This window comes from Pedobacter sp. JCM 36344 (genome assembly GCF_046546555.1).
Classification (GTDB): Bacteria; Bacteroidota; Bacteroidia; order Sphingobacteriales; family Sphingobacteriaceae; genus Pedobacter.
On record NZ_JBKHKK010000025.1, the window covers coordinates 1 to 15,330 of the forward strand.

Genomic DNA, 15,330 nt, shown 5'->3' on the forward strand with positions numbered 1-15,330 from the left:
TCAGAGAAATCTGAAGGGTATTCTTGTTTATAGGCAGTTTGGCTTCCTGAATTTATTCAGGTCCTCGGACCGAACAACCATATCACACCCTCCTAAATGTTTATATTTTTACATGTACATGTACGTGTACACGTACATGTAATTCGTATATTTGATTTATGAAAACAATAACCGTTAGCGAGTTTAGAAAGAATATCAGAAAGTACGCAGACATAGCGAGTACTGAAAAGGTAATCGTTAATCGTGGCGAGGGCAAGGCTTTTGCGATAGTTCCAATTGAGGCAGTTGAGGATGAAGGATATAGCCCGGAATTTGTAAAAAGAATACTGAAAGCTTCAAAATCAGCTGAAAAAGGAGATGTTACAAGGATAAAAGATGCTAAAAATATATGGTCAGATATTCTTTAGACATTCAAAATAAAGCAAAAAAACAATTAGGCGACCTTTACAGATCAGGCAATAAGGCTGATATTAAGAAAGTAGAAACAATTTTTGCCGAACTGGAAGTACACCCAACCACGGGAACGGGAAAACCTGAACAACTTAAATATGAGTTATCTGGATTTTGGTCCCGCCGTATAAATCAAAAAGATAGACTTATTTATAGAATTAATGATTTAGAAGTTGTTGTAACTGTCCTTTCAGCTAAAGGGCATTACGGAGACAAATAAACAATTATGGACTGAAAGTCCATAGTTTTGCTTTCGACTGAAAGTTGCATCGTTACTCTAGTATAAAATTAGATCTACTATCATCATTTGGTTTTCTGTGATGCCTCAAATATTCATTAACCATTTCATTGGTTATATTACCAGTACTCCAACAACCGTAACCAATAGCCCAAAAATAACTTCCCCAATACTGCTTATTTAAGGCTGGAAACTCTTGGTGCAATTTTAAAGAGGTTCGTCCTTTTAACTTCTTTACTACATCACTAATGGACTGGGAAGGACGTGGTTCCGGTACTCACTGGTAGCTTCTTTATTTCTTCGTCTTATCCATTCTTTGTCCTGCTCAACCAATACTTCAAATCACGATCTTCATCATCGGTATTTTTCATCATCACTCTTCGTAAAACAGGAACAATTTTTCGAACTCGACTTCCAGTGACAGGCTTAGGCTTTGAAATAATTGACTTACGTTCAATCCGCATGTCTGAATTTTCATATGGAACTTTCGCTTTGCTTAGATAATTACTTATTGTGTTGTAATTATACTGTGTATAGCTCAAGCAAAAGTTTTTAAGGTTGGAAAACACTTCAAATGGGGTTTCTGGATTATTTTTCCAAAAAACTACTATTACTCTCTTTTTTTGAGGCTGATTAATCTCCATTATATTAATATAACAAATATAATGCAAATGTTTAGGACGTTATTGATATGTTTTCACTAATTTTAAATATTTTACCCTGGTAAATATATCTTTTATCTAGGGGTATTATTCATCGGATTTAACAAAGCGTAGAAATGAAATTGTGCTTTTTTTTTATAGCATTGAGTTGCTTGTTTGGTTGCAGCAGGCATGCTCAACCTCTTCAGGCCGGTAATATATCAGTTTCCTATGAACGAACACTCCTTTGGAGAAGTCAATCTGATTTTGGGGATAAGGTATTAACTGCCTGGTCCAATGAGCCAATTGAAATTACTACTATGAATGGTAAGGGGAATGTACCCCGGGTGTTACTGGCGAAGCTATTGTTGAAAAAAGACATTCCCGAAACCAATGACATCATTACAAAACTTAAAGTATGGGGGGTATCAGGATCGTCCTGGGCGTTAAATAAAAAAGGAGATTATGATTTTACCATTACACCTTTAACTACCATATTATATTTATTTGGCGATCAGCCAAAACTGCTTTATCCCGCAACTAAAAGTTATTTATTGAATATCCTGTTGGCTGAATCGGGCAATAAGTTTCGATATAAGGCGCCCAAAACACTAGGGATATTTGACGAAACAGAAAACCATATCCTAATGACGGAAGGATCCAGATACCTTAAAAACAGGTGGATGATGTTGCATGGCAATTCAAGTTCTCAATATAACAATATCCACAATGGAATGGAGGGCAAATTATTGTCTTTTCTAGCACAAATGAAAACTGGTGGATTGTATGAATTTAATTCTCTGCCCTATATCGGGTATACCATTACTGCTTTATTGAATTTAGAAGCATTCGGATCTGAGCAACTGAGAACAGCTTCCCGGGATGTGTTGGATTATTTAAATTGGACCTATGCCCTTGGTAGTTATCAGTTTAAGCATTATCCCCCAATGAGGAGGCGATATGAAAAAGCTGCTATCACTTCATTAACCACAGATTATCAGTCTGTTTTTATGAATACTTGGTTAAGCTATTCAGCAGATGAACATTTCAATATAAATAGTAATGCGCGAGATGTACATGCCTTGATGGCTGCCTGTTTACCCTATCGTCCGGCGGATAAAGTAGTAGAAATGATCTTCAACAAGGGGGATGGCTATTTTGTGAAATTGGGACATGGAAAAAATAGCAGTCCCGAAATCTATGCTGCAGGTAAAAAATATTTGTTATCGGCAGGTGGCGTTAACCGGGGAAAATCTTCTGAAATCATTGCCCGCCCTATTTGCCTTTTTCTAAATGATACGGCTGGAAATCTATCCTCCGCTATTCATCTTGCAGGTCCTGGAAAAGATTTCATGGACTGGAATAATACAGGCGTGTATAAAAATTTCGCCTGTACTGCGGGGCCAGTCTATATACCAGCATCCTTTAAACCTAAACTACAAAATGAAACATGGTCTATTTATTCCCCCAACGACAGTCTGCTGATAGCGGTTCATTCTGAAATTGAATTCGGAATGGTAGCTGTATTTGAAACTACAGCTGTCGATGAATTGCTTAGTCAATTGGTAATGGCAAACCCTGATATCAAGCTATTGAAATCAAGGTTTAGATTTCCTGATGGTCCACTACTTACCTATGATGTAGGTGCAGCCAAGAATAAGTGGGTAATGATTTCAGACAGCGGACAAATGCTCAATAGAGATTTTGACAAATGGTCTTTAATGCAGGGCGATTTAAAATAATTTGAATTCGGAAGAGGCAGCAAAGCCTTTATTCGTCTTTCCTGCCCTTCCTATCTTTGCCGATTCCACGTTGCAGGTAACTTTAAAAATATTCAGGTGCCTATATCGGTGGTGTCCACCTCTTCCCATTCCGAACAGAGAAGCTAAGCCCACCAGAGCCGATGGTACTGCGGTAACACGTGGGAGAGTAGGTCGGTGCCAGATCTTAATCAAAAATACCCTGTAGAGTAATCTGCAGGGTATTCTTGTTTATAAACAAATTTTATAGTTGTATCTTGTCGCCCGAACCAAAAAAACGACAACTGTCTCTATGAATTTCGCCCTCGGAAAGATTAGCCGGCTTTTTAATCACCTGATTCTCCAAGAGAGAGACCCGATTAATCGTGCCCGGATACAAATGCTTGCCTATATCCTCTGCTCCTATACCTTCTTTTGTGCCGTGCTTATTGTCGTTTATGCGATTGGTGGCAATAACTTGCAGCTGATCCGGGTTTGTGTGGTCTTTGTGCTTACCTTCGGACTATTTGGTATCGCCTATTTTACTGGAGCCTGGAAAATGGTTTCCCATCTTGTATTGTGGATCTGCACGATTGTAGTATGGAGCAACCTGTCTATTTATGTGCACAGCATTAACATTGCCACGCTTCAATTTATCTGGTTAGGCTGTGCCATGGGTTTCTATATGCACGGACTGAAGTGGGGTTGGTTTTATGCGGCCATTAACATTCTTCCCGTTCTCCTCTTCACCGCCTTGGACAGTAAAAACTTTTTCCAGCTTGGAAATGGGCCCCAGATTGTTGGTCAGATGACTTACCTGTTTGTGATCTCCTACAATTTCTTTCTCATTATATTCCTTCAATACCACTTTTTTAAAGCATTTATTAAGAACTTCCTCAATTTGACGCGTACTAAAAACGAGTTACGGGAGTTGAACAACAAGTTGCAAGACAGTTTACTTGCGGTAGAAAAATTGTCGACTGCGCGAATGGATTTCTTATCTGCCATGTCGCACGAGTTGCGCACACCCTTGAATGGGGTGATTGGGATGTCCAATGCACTTTCCCTGCAAGATCCGCGCCCTGACCAGAAGGAGCATCTGGATGTGCTGCAGTTTTCTGCGGAGCACCTATTGTCTCTAATCAACGATGTTTTGGACTTTAATAAGTTTGATTCGGATAATGTGGTATTGGAGCGGACCAGCTTTGATCTCGCAGCATTGATTAGAAACAACCATCGGGTTTTTAAGCTAAAGGCGGAATAGAAGGGATTGGAATTTTCCATTCAGCTTGATGAGGAATTGGAAGGTAAATATGTTGAGAGTGACCCTACCCGTTTAACACAGGTATTGTCTAACCTGGTTAATAATGCCATAAAATTTACTGAAAAGGGCCAAGTGCAGCTCGAGGTGTTGATTGAGCAGCTTACTGCGGGACAAATGACCCTTCGTTTTACGGTTACAGATACGGGTATCGGTATTGCGGCCGACCGGCAGGACAGTGTTTTTGAGCCTTACGTTCAGGCTTCTTCCAGCACGAGCAGGCATTATGGCGGCACAGGCATCGGCCTTCCTATTGTTAAAAAGGTGTTGGCCTTATTTGGCACAGCAGTAACACTGGAAAGCCATATTGATATTGGTACTAAAGTCAGCTTTCCTATTATTTTGGATTACCATCATAGGGAACAATTAGCGGGGATAGCCGAGGAAATGGACTTTTGCCTGAAGCACCTTAAGGTTTTAGTGGTGGAAGACAACCCGATAAATGTACTGGTGCTTAAAAAAGCACTAGAGCGCTGGAAAGTTTTTCCAGTAGTTGCGGAAAATGGGCGCATCGCCTTAGAGACCTTAGCCGCACAGGATTTTGACCTGATCTTGATGGATTTGTACATGCCCGAGATGGATGGCTATGCCGCCTCAGCAGCGATACGAAGTCTAGGAAATAGAAAAGCAGCCACACCCATTATAGCGCTGAGTGCAGGGCTCAATCCAGATGTCGTGAAAAAGATAGCGGCAGTTGGAATAAACGATTACCTTTCAAAACCCTTCCACCCGGACCATTTGTACGAAAAAATGAAGCTATTGACGCTGGGCACAGTATTAAATTAGCAAAGATTATACTCCAAGCAACCTACTTGATTTAGGTATTGACATCACAACTTCCAACAATTAGTTTTGATTAATTGGTCTGCAGTTCCAATTGGCATCTGCTCAAAATAGTACCAAGTAACCAAATATGACTCGTGTAGACTTTTTTTTAATCATCACAGCACTAATTATACTGGGATTGGTATTGAATTCTTGAATGAATCTTGCCTGGTTATCCCTAGGAGCGATACTACTTGTTTTAGTGATTTTTTAATTGTTTGAAAAGCATAACCTTTAGTAAATGAATTTTGAGTTAAAATGCAAGAAGTGTAAAAGTGCCGGGGATGTAGATCGAATTAGGCGATCAGGAATGCTAAAGCATATTTTTTTCTTTTTGCCAATTAAAAAATATGTATGCTATAAATGTTTAATTACTTTTTACAAGTGGTCATAATTTGTAATCTAATTTTGATGGCATCTTTTTGACATTATTATTCCCATATGTTGTAACCAATGGTGTAGTTTTGTTACATGTTAATTAAGATTGGGCTAATTGAGGATAATTTAGTTTTATTGCGCAATTATTATGAATTTTTTAGTGCTGAACATACCTTTAAGGTTATTTTTAGTCTCAGCAGTGTTCAGGAGATCAGTCAATTAGATTCTCAGTATCCTCCAGACATTATTTTGCTTGATTTGATGTTGCCTTCGGGAAATAGCCTGGATCTTATCCACGTTATTAAACAAACCTTTCCTGAAAGTAGAATCATCATACTCTCTTCGGTATCTGACCCGAATATTTCTAGATCCGCCATAGCTAAAGGGGCAACTGGATTCTTGTTAAAATCAAGTAGTCTTGAGTTTATTAAAGATGCATTGCATAAAGCTTTTGAAGGAGCGATTCCGCTATCCCCATCAATAGTAAATCATTTATTGGAAATTAAACAAGGATCAGTTAGTTTAAAGGAGGCCTATCCCAGTTTAACCAAAAGAGAGATAGAACTTATTTTTCTTTTAAAGACGGGTATGGCGAACAAGGTCGCCGCGTCGGTGCTTAATATAAGTTTTTTTACCGTTAACCATCATTCGAAGAATATTTACAGAAAGCTTAACATTCACTCCAAAGCTGAACTAATCTCGATTGCATCAAATTTTGCCTCCGGAGCTGTATTCTAAAGTCAGTTCTGTTGCCATTTAAGCCAGTTTTGTTACGATTCATTTATGGAGTTTTGATACGGATGAAAATTCCATCAGGAGATCATGGAGACTGAAACTAAAGAGCCCGTTTTTTTACTTTATAAGACCTTAATTGCAGCTATTCCCGACGTTGTTTTTCAAACAGATGTGGATGGTTCTTGGGTTTTTCTAAATAATTCCTGGACGCGAACCATGGGCTACAGTATTGCTGAATCACTTGGTGAGCCCTTTTACTGTTTTCTTCATCCTGATGACCTAGAAGGAAGTTTAAATCTATTTGAGCAATTGATAACAGGTGTTGTGCAAGATTATACACAGGAGATCAGGTGTATTAAAAAGTCTGGAGCGCAGTGTTGGATTAAAATTTTTGCAGTATTGGCTAAGGATGCCTCGGGGAATATTACTGGAAGCCATGGTACCTTGCAAGAAATTAGTGAGCACAAAGCGCAGGAACTAGAACTGAAGGTATTGAGGTCGAGTTTCGTATCATTGGGATCTCATCAATTCCGGACACCACTGGATATTATGCGATGCTGCATAGAACTCTCCGCAATGCACATTGCTAAAAATGGAGTCGATGCCGCTTACCTGATGAACCACATTCATACCGTCATCAACGAAATAGACCAGTTGAATTCACTGATTGAAAAAGTCCTTACTCTTGGACAAATGAATGCTAAAATATTTGCCTGTAACATGGAAAGTGTAGACTTAATACCCCTTATTCAGAAGGTTCTGAATGACCTTGAATTGATTCAAATAGATAAACGGAAGGTTAATTTCGTGGTCAGCGGACTAAAACGCGAGATTACAGTAGACTCTTCACTTATAACACATGCCCTAAATAACCTGGTTTCAAATGCATTAAAGTATTCCGTTGGGAAACCCTCCCCAAATGTTGAACTCCTATTTGCTGATAAATATTTTCAGGTTATTATTACTGATTTCGGTATAGGCATTCCTTTCGATTCACAGCAACAGATTGCTACGGCATTTTACCGTGCAGATAACGTAAGGGCAATTAAAGGAACCGGACTGGGAATGTTCATTGCTAAAAGGGTGGTCCTTTTGCATAAGGGCGAGCTGGCTTTTACCAGTGTGGAGGGGGAGGGTGCTGTTTTTACTATCCAGATAGCCTACTGAGTAAATGTCAGTTTTGTTGCCATTTACGCCAGTTTTGTTATGTTTCTTTTCAGGAATTTTGGCGTGTAAATGCAAAAACAACTTATACGCCTCCTTTTCAGTTCGCTTTTGGCGCTCTGCCTGCATGGTTCCCTGCTTGCTGCCGATCCAATGCCAAGGCCTGTTCGGATTTGTTCAGGAGCCAATATTATCATCAAAGGAGATCTCTTAAGTCAAACATCCAACAGCTACTCCTGGGAATTTTATCAAGGCAACAGCTGGGTCAATGCTCCTGGAGTCCAAACAGAACTCAACTACCTCGCTACACCCCTATATAATCCCAGTACGCTGAACATTACCTATACCCTGAGGCGGAAAACGGTGATATCGGGATTGCCAGTGTATGATTCCTATTACCTTGTCACCGTAGAACCTATTTTACCCATTATCAACAACGAGATCACCTTACCTCTGGTCCATACTTTTTGCAGTTCCGGAACGCCGGCAACTATTATAGGTTCTAGTCCTGCCAGTGGCTCTGCTACCATTTTCTTTCAATGGCAAAGCGCAATAGATGACCTCCATTTTGAGAACATTGATGGGGCTAATTCCAAAGACTATACCCCAGGAGAAATAAAGGGTACGACTTACCTGCGCAGAATAGCGATGTCCGACGGTTGTGGCCTGTCGACCATTAGCAGTTCCATCAAACTCAGTGTGAGCTCCGCATTGGCCAATAATGTCATCAACCCGGCAGCCCTCAACACTTTTTGTGGCAAAGGAGATCCGGATATTCTAACCGGTGTTGTTCCATCCGGAGGGAATGATACATATGTTTATAGCTGGCAAAAATCTACGGACAACCTTACGTTTACAGACATTAGCGGAGCGAACGCATCAAACTATGATCCCCCCACGCTTACAACTACTACCTATTTCAGACGTACAGTAGTTGCAGAACCTTGCAACCTTCCCTTGATCAGTAATGTAATCACTATCCGGGTGATGCCTGAGCTGTTGGTTCCAGAATTGGAACGGTCGGCGCTCAGCATCTGTTCTGGAACCAGTACCACCCTTTCTGTCAAAAACCCAATAGTAGGAATTACCTACCAATGGTACGATAGTCCGGCACTAACCAAACTATTGTTTGTTGGAGAAAGCTATGTGACGGGCAATTTGAGTAGCGACAAGACCTTTTACGTGACGGGCAGTAATGGAACATGCTCCAGTGCTTCTTTGGGCATCGCAAAGGTTACCGTAATGGCGCTGCCAGGATCCACTTTTATTGCGAATGATGGTAAAGAAATTACCTGTACTGGCTCCAGCGCAGTATTTACTGTTGCTGTACCAAATGCTGCTTTCACTTATAACTGGTATGCTGCTGCAAAAGGCGGGATGGCTATTGGCTCAGGCAGTACCTGGACTACACCTGCTGTACTGCAAAGTACAACCTATTACCTGGAGTTGGTCAATAAAGAAGGCTGCAGTTCGGCAACAAGACAAGCGGTAACCGTTACGGTGATGCCAGCTTTAGCAGCGCCGACAGTAGCTATTGAAAGTACCACCCAACACAGCATCACCTTTAAATGGACACCAGTAAAAGATGCTGTAGGTTATAAAGTAAGTTTGGACAATGGGCTCAGCTTTATTGATCCAAATTCTGGAAGTCAAGGTCTGACACATACCGTAGAGGGCCTTTTGGGAAACCAGCGCGCCAGCATACTGGTAAAGGCGGTAGGAACTTTAGCTTGTCAGGAAGGCGCCACTTCGGGACCAAGTGCGGGAGAAACGTTAAAGGAATTTGACGACATCTTTGTGCCTAATGCCTTTACGCCGAATGGCGATGGCAAGAACGACGTGGTTTATGTGCGGAGTCAAACCTTGAAAACCATGGCTTTCTACATCTACAGCCAATGGGGCGAACAGCTTTTTTACAGTTCGAGTATTTCCAAAGGCTGGGATGGCACGCGGAATAGCGCCAATCAAGCATTGGGCGTTTATGTCTATGTGCTTAAAGCGACAATGAACGATGGGCGTCAAATCAATAAAAAAGGAACCATTACATTAATAAGATGAAGCAAACTACCCTTTTTTTTTTTATACTGTTGTGGTGTGTAAGTGCAAATGAAGCAAAAGCGCAGGTAGACGCTCATTTTTCACAATACTATGCCTACCCCCTTTGGCTCAATCCGGCACTTACAGGAGTAGTGGATGGCGAAGCCAGAATTACAGGTAATGTGCGGGAGCAATGGACAGGTTTGGCCAACAATTACCGGAGCTCTGCAATTTCTGCAGATTTGCGGCAGTCGGACAAAATAGCCCTGGGAGTGAATATCCTCAATCAGAAAGCGGGTTCGGCGGGTTATAACACCCTGTCTGCTTATGGTTCCTTTAGCTACCAAGTGGCCATTTCTGCGGATAGTTACCATAAACTAAACTTTGGGCTGCAAGCAGGCGTGATTAACCGTGGTTTTGATGCGAGCAAGTTGCAAATGGACAACCAATACAATACCTCGATTGGTTTTGATCCGAATATGTCATCCGGTGAAAATTTCGCAAGCCAGAGCCATGCCTCCTTTGATGCCAATGCAGGAATATTTTATTACGATGGTACCCCATCAGGTAAGGTCAACCTCTTTGGGGGAGTAAGTGTAGCACATTTAAACCAGAGCAAAGACCCCTTCAGTAGCCAAGGCAGCATAACTGCCAGATTACCCATGCGCTACAACCTTCATGGCGGTGCAAGAATTAGCGCGACACCCTTTATAGACATTACGCCCCATTTTATTTACATCAGACAGCAAAAAAGCGAGATAAAGGCCGCAGGACTAAACTTTGACTTTAACCTCAATACGGATTACAGCTTAAAATTAGGGGGGATGTACCGCCTGAATGATGCCGCTGTAGGAAATGTAGCACTTTATGCCAAAAACCTGATAATAGGGATCAGCTACGACTACACCACCTCTACCCTTCAAAAGATGGGCGCGGTACGGGGGGGCTACGAACTATCTGTGAGCTATATCTTTAAGCGTAAACTCTCCGCGAGAGAGGAGAAATGCCCAAGACTATAAAGAAACCCTATGAGAATCCATATCCTACTCGTATTCCTTTGTTTAACGCAGGCTGCTGCCGGACAAAATAAAACCTTTAAGGCGAGGGCAGAAAAGGCTTTCGCGGAAAAGGACTATGTAACGGCGGCATACTACTATGATCAAGCATTAGAGCAAGGCAGTACCACCCAACAAGGGATGGTGCCCTATTTTTCCCAAAAGCAGGGAATGGACAGTGCAGGCGTAAATGAAGTCCGCTACCAACTGGCAGAATCCTATCGTTTGTATCAGAATTATCAGCTGGCGGAGGGATGGTATAAACAAGTGATGGAAGGGAGCGAAAGCAACTACCCCCTGGCCAGGTTGTGGTACGGGAGCTGCCTTAGGGCCAACGACATGCTCAGCGAAGCATTAATTCAACTCCGCCAATTCATCCGTACCCATTCCGATAACAAAGATTACAGCAACTATACCATCATTGCCAACAATGAACTAAAAGATTGCTTATTTGCCATCAAACAACACCAAACCCTTACTACCACAACAATTGTAAAGCTGGAAAGCACTTTCAGCAGTAGCGAAAATGATTTTGCAGTAAGCATAGCCGGCGGGAAATATTGGTTTACGGGAACCTCTTCTGCTTCCAAAAACAAGTACCTGAACCAGATCTTTATCAGCGATAGAGACAGCCTAACCAAAACCACGCAGCTAGTGTTCCCTGGGAAGGAAACACCTGGGATGCACGTTGGCACACCCTCGCTGGATTTATCGGGGGAGAAAATGTACCTGACCAGGTGGTATAAAGAAGGCGGGAAAATAATAACAGGCATTTTCCTGAGCAGGTATGAATCGGGACAATGGAGCAGTCCTGTGAGACTGAACAATGCGGTGAATGTGGAGGGCTTAAACTCCAAGCAGCCATTTGTGACACCCGATGGGAAGCAGCTTTATTTTGTATCGAACCGTAGAGGTGGCAGCGGTGGAGAAGACATCTGGTTTAGCGATCTGAATGCGGAGGGGCAACCCTTGAATGCCTATAATCTGGGCAAAGACATCAATACTGGTGCCGATGAAAATACCCCGTTTTTTGATCCGCGCAAAAACAGACTTGTCTTTAGTTCCAAGGGATATGTAGGGATGGGGAACTTTGACCTGTATGAAAGTGTTAAAACAGACAGAAGCTGGACCGCCGCCCGTAACCTTGGACAGCCCTACAATTCGACTAAAGACGACCTTTATTATTTTGAGGATGACCAAGAAGAAGGAATGGCCTACATCAGTTCAGACCGGGAATCAGATTGCTGTTTAAACCTGTTTAGCGTCCATGCGGTAAAAGCTCCGATTCAAAGCGCCCTGTTTGTGGGTAAAGTGAAGAGCTGCGATAGCGGAAGTGTTTTGTCGGGCGTAAAAGTGGAGTTAGTCGATGCCATGTCGAAGCAGACTTTTAGTAGCATTACAGACAGTACTGGCAGCTATTCCTTTAATGTGAAAGTAAAGCGGGCTTACCAGTTGCGCTTAGAGAAAGCAGGATATTTTTCGAAAACGATTGCTGTTCCGGCATTTGCCAGCTTCCAGAAAGACACGGTCTATAATACTGATATTTGTTTGCAGATGTTTGTGGTAGACCGGCCGATTGTGATCCAGAACGTGTTGTATGATTTCAATAAGGCGATTCTGAAACCTGCCTCCATGCTGGTGTTGAATGATCTGGTTACTGTGCTGCTAGACAATCCAAAGATCAGGATTGAGCTGAGTGCGCATACAGACTCTGTGGGTACAGATAGCTACAACTTTAAGCTTTCGCAGCAGCGGGCACAATCCTGTGTAGACTATATCATTTCCAGCGGGATATCGGGGAGTAGAATATCAGCCAGGGGATATGGAGAAACCAGGCCCGTTGAGCCCAACAGCTTAACCACTGGGAAGGACAACCCAGAAGGGCGCCGTTTAAACAGAAGGACAGAATTTATGGTAATCAGCATCCACTAGAGCAGGTGCTCGAGCTCCAGGTTGTAATTGTCTTCAAATAGTCTTTTGAAATAGCTGGGTGTTTTGAAGCCAGCGACATGAGAGATTTCAGCTATTGTGCGGTACTTTCCGGTTTTAATGGCATCCATGGCCAGTTGAAGCCGGATTTTCCGTACATATTGATTTGGCGTTACCCCCAGGATTGCTTTGGTACGCCTAAACAACTGACGTTCGCAGATGGCCAGTTCTGCACAGATGCTATTTAAGTTAAGGTCCAGGTTTCTATTGTGCTTTCTGACGGTGCTTTCAAATTTGTTTAGCCATTGCTGGTCGGCCGCAGTATGCGCAGGAGTCGCGTTGTGGAGCGTTTGATTTTTGAGCGTGGTATTTTTGCCGATGCCGAGCACCAGTTGTTCGTTTTCTAGGAGTGTTGAAGTCCAGTACACCCAAACCACCTCTCCGGTTTTGGTGAGGTAACGACTTTCGGAGTTCAACAACGATGGCGACTGTTCTGGATATAGGGGAGCCGATGGCTGATCTTCGGAATGGATAAACGACTCAATGGGCCGGTTCAATAGCTCCTCATAACTATAACCCAAGGTTTGCATTACCGTTTGATTTACCTCTTTAAAATAGCCATCCTGGCTGGCGATGCAGATAAAATCATGCGAGAATTTAAAGATATTTTCGAAATAGTGATTCCCCTGTAAGCGGCTAAGATTCATGGTTTGAGATTTTAACACTAAGGTTAAAAACCTGAGGGATTTATTGTAGCCTTTGGCGGGTATTGAAGTTCCGTTTTAGGAAAATAGGACGTCTTTTTTGGAACCTCTTTTCCTATGCTATTGTAGTTGCGGTGTTATGGGCTGTGGATCGGTGTCCAATTCGGAGAGGTAAGTGCCAGGGCTTTTGCCTGTTAGCTTTTTGAAGGCCGTATAATAGCCTGTTCTGGAGAAGCCCGTTTCGATGGCTATGCCCTCCAGCGTAAACTGATCCCAATTGGAGTCCTCTTTGATGCGAGTCAGTAGGTGCTGGATACGGTACTCATTGATAAAGTCGCTAAAGCTTTTGCCATAATGTTTATTGAGGATGGCAGACAAGAGGTGGACAGGGACCTTCAATTCATTGGCGATGATGGAGAGCGATATTTTACCTTTCAGGAAGGGCTTCTCGACCAGCATCAGCTGCTCTAATCTGCTGCAACAATCCTGGAGGTCGATCCCTATGGGCAACCAATCATATTGACCAGTTTCGCTAGCTTTTGATTTTGCTTTAGCTCCCGATCGGGGCTCCGGTTTCAATACCCCGTAGAGGATTTTAGGATGAATGAAAAGGTATAAGCAGATGGTAATGACCCCGAGCAACGTGATGGTAATACTCGTTTCTTTTGCCGCGTCAAAAGAGTCGGTAACCCTGGTGGTGTTAAAGCGAAAGATCTGGGCGGTAAAAAAACCATACCCAATCACGATGAAGGTTTGAACTGTTGTTAATAATATTGCCCATTTGAGTTCTGCGCTCTTTAATTTGGAGGTGGCATTTTGTTTAACCAGCAGGAGCCATTGCAGGCCTAAAAAATATACCCGTTGAATAAATCGGGCATAGTAATGTACGATTGAAGGGAGAAATCCGGCACCCAGATAGATTTGTGCGGACGAAACTTTTTGGATCTCTAAAATTTCGCTGATGCGCTGGGCAGAAGTAGTGGTTGCGTAATACCAACTGATATCCAAGACACTGATTGCAAATGGGATAATATGGAGCAGATAATGGCGGAGTGATTTGCGTTCTTTTTTAAGAATAAGGCTGATGTAAATGTAAATGAGGGGAGGTGTGAGGTAATAAAAGGGGCAGCCTATCCTAAACAAGTACCAGAACTCGTGCAATAGACCTGTTGAAATGATGTAGAAAATTATGCTTTGGAAAACTACGGTTAGTATGATGGTTGCACTAAGCCAGCGGTTTACGGCGTTTCGATCTTTCCTGGTCATGAAAATGATGGCGATTAGAATAGACAGTGTAACGGATAAAAAAAGTGGAAAGTTCAGCATCTAGGCAATAGGTAATTTGGATGAATCCTTGAAACCCTAATTTCAAGGATAGTTCGCAATACTTAATAAATAAGTTTGACGGTGTAAATTTGCACAAATAATTTCAACTGAAGCATTGTTTTTAGTGTATTTAGGTTAAATAATTACTATTTTTTGAAATTCCTTTAATGTCCCGCTTCTGTATTTTAATTGTGGTAGCTTGCAAGAATTATTGGAAGTTAAAATCTTAATATAGATCTGTGATTGTTAAAGAAGTTGTGCTGATGGAATCAGCGGTTTGGATTCTAAAATTCATATCCGCTGATATGTTGCATTTTATTGAGAGCGAGTACGATGAAATTGAAGAAATTGATCCGCATTTTAACCCACACCACGCGATGCTTGCTGAACTACCTCTATATAAATGATATTGATATAGAGAGTTTGGTAGAGGGTGATCAAGCTTATCAACAAGCAAATAGTACTTGGAATATTGTTAGCGGAAATCAAAATGAGGATTTTAATGACTCAACTCCCGTACGCCAAGTTTACAGTGATAAAAGTTATATGTACTGCATTGCTTTATGGAACTGTGCGCAGCAGATTTTGCTGAACGAAATAGATGTGTACAACGACACTTTTGGTGATTTTGTAGAAGGGATGGACAGGATGTCGATTGGAAAAAGTACCTTTGGCGATGAACGTACGCAGGCTCTTTTTATATTGATTGCCCAATTAGGTGATTTCCGTGTTATTTAACTACATGAGCCTCGATTCCATTATTGGCTCTTTAACTGGCATTCGGAAAT

General features: G+C 42.0%; 14 protein-coding genes, 1 rRNA gene and 1 pseudogene. 12 read left to right on the forward strand and 4 right to left on the reverse strand.

The annotated features are described in order from the left end of the window. Positions 1 to 158: 158 nt before the first annotated feature. Positions 159 to 407, forward strand: coding sequence for a DUF2683 family protein (locus ACHFIZ_RS17400; RefSeq protein WP_410888170.1), 249 nt, complete (start codon positions 159 to 161; stop codon positions 405 to 407). Further along, on the forward strand, positions 389 to 670 hold the full coding sequence (locus tag ACHFIZ_RS17405; RefSeq protein ID WP_410888172.1) for a Txe/YoeB family addiction module toxin: 282 nt from the start codon (positions 389 to 391) through the stop codon (positions 668 to 670). Before ACHFIZ_RS17400 ends, ACHFIZ_RS17405 begins: the two co-directional genes overlap by 19 nt. A gap of 52 nt (positions 671 to 722) precedes the next feature. On the opposite strand, the pseudogene ACHFIZ_RS17410 reads toward ACHFIZ_RS17405, so the two are convergent. Further along, a pseudogene (locus ACHFIZ_RS17410) lies at positions 723 to 950 on the reverse strand (transposase); the annotation flags it as partial. A gap of 43 nt (positions 951 to 993) precedes the next feature. Next, a complete protein-coding gene (locus ACHFIZ_RS17415) occupies positions 994 to 1,332 on the reverse strand; it encodes a hypothetical protein (RefSeq protein ID WP_410888174.1) in 339 nt (112 codons plus the stop codon). Between the two features lie 134 nt (positions 1,333 to 1,466). Here ACHFIZ_RS17415 and ACHFIZ_RS17420 point away from each other — a divergent pair, with 134 nt between their 5' ends. The 9 genes from ACHFIZ_RS17420 (at position 1,467) to ACHFIZ_RS17460 (ending at position 12,515) form a co-directional block, all read left to right on the forward strand. After that, on the forward strand, positions 1,467 to 3,071 hold the full coding sequence (locus ACHFIZ_RS17420; protein ID WP_410888176.1) for a hypothetical protein: 1,605 nt from the start codon (positions 1,467 to 1,469) through the stop codon (positions 3,069 to 3,071). 92 nt (positions 3,072 to 3,163) lie between these two features. Further along, positions 3,164 to 3,275: ribosomal RNA gene (gene rrf, locus ACHFIZ_RS17425) — 5S ribosomal RNA — on the forward strand. A gap of 106 nt (positions 3,276 to 3,381) precedes the next feature. Continuing rightward, the gene (locus tag ACHFIZ_RS17430; protein ID WP_410888177.1) at positions 3,382 to 4,332 is read left to right on the forward strand and encodes a sensor histidine kinase; all 951 of its coding nucleotides are present in this window, start codon (positions 3,382 to 3,384) and stop codon (positions 4,330 to 4,332) included. A 6-nt stretch (positions 4,333 to 4,338) separates the two neighbouring features. After that, positions 4,339 to 5,175 carry an ATP-binding protein gene (locus ACHFIZ_RS17435; RefSeq protein WP_410888179.1) on the forward strand — a complete coding sequence of 279 codons (837 nt, stop codon included), beginning with the start codon at positions 4,339 to 4,341 and terminating at the stop codon, positions 5,173 to 5,175. Positions 5,176 to 5,685: 510 nt separating this feature from the next. Continuing rightward, entirely contained in the window at positions 5,686 to 6,330 is a 645-nt protein-coding gene (locus ACHFIZ_RS17440; protein ID WP_410888181.1) for a LuxR C-terminal-related transcriptional regulator, read from the forward strand. An 84-nt stretch (positions 6,331 to 6,414) separates the two neighbouring features. After that, complete coding sequence (locus tag ACHFIZ_RS17445; protein ID WP_410888183.1) at positions 6,415 to 7,494, forward strand: ATP-binding protein; 1,080 nt, start codon at positions 6,415 to 6,417, stop codon at positions 7,492 to 7,494. A gap of 69 nt (positions 7,495 to 7,563) precedes the next feature. Then, positions 7,564 to 9,549 carry a gliding motility-associated C-terminal domain-containing protein gene (locus ACHFIZ_RS17450; RefSeq protein ID WP_410888185.1) on the forward strand — a complete coding sequence of 662 codons (1,986 nt, stop codon included), beginning with the start codon at positions 7,564 to 7,566 and terminating at the stop codon, positions 9,547 to 9,549. Next, the gene (locus ACHFIZ_RS17455) at positions 9,546 to 10,547 is read left to right on the forward strand and encodes a type IX secretion system membrane protein PorP/SprF (RefSeq protein ID WP_410888187.1); all 1,002 of its coding nucleotides are present in this window, start codon (positions 9,546 to 9,548) and stop codon (positions 10,545 to 10,547) included. The genes ACHFIZ_RS17450 and ACHFIZ_RS17455 overlap by 4 nt, the downstream gene beginning before the upstream one ends. A 9-nt stretch (positions 10,548 to 10,556) precedes the next feature. Then, the gene (locus ACHFIZ_RS17460) at positions 10,557 to 12,515 is read left to right on the forward strand and encodes an OmpA family protein (RefSeq protein ID WP_410888189.1); all 1,959 of its coding nucleotides are present in this window, start codon (positions 10,557 to 10,559) and stop codon (positions 12,513 to 12,515) included. Here the strand turns inward: ACHFIZ_RS17460 and ACHFIZ_RS17465 are convergent. Continuing rightward, positions 12,512 to 13,219, reverse strand: coding sequence for a PAS domain S-box protein (locus ACHFIZ_RS17465; protein ID WP_410888191.1), 708 nt, complete (start codon positions 13,217 to 13,219; stop codon positions 12,512 to 12,514). The two genes, ACHFIZ_RS17460 and ACHFIZ_RS17465, sit on opposite strands and share 4 nt — an antisense overlap. 117 nt (positions 13,220 to 13,336) lie before the next feature. Then, positions 13,337 to 14,542, reverse strand: a complete 1,206-nt coding sequence (locus tag ACHFIZ_RS17470) for a helix-turn-helix domain-containing protein (RefSeq protein WP_410888193.1) — start codon at positions 14,540 to 14,542, stop codon at positions 13,337 to 13,339. 333 nt (positions 14,543 to 14,875) lie between these two features. Between ACHFIZ_RS17470 and ACHFIZ_RS17475 the strand changes: the two genes are divergently transcribed. Then, a complete protein-coding gene (locus tag ACHFIZ_RS17475; protein ID WP_410888195.1) occupies positions 14,876 to 15,280 on the forward strand; it encodes a hypothetical protein in 405 nt (134 codons plus the stop codon). Positions 15,281 to 15,330 lie beyond the last annotated feature (50 nt).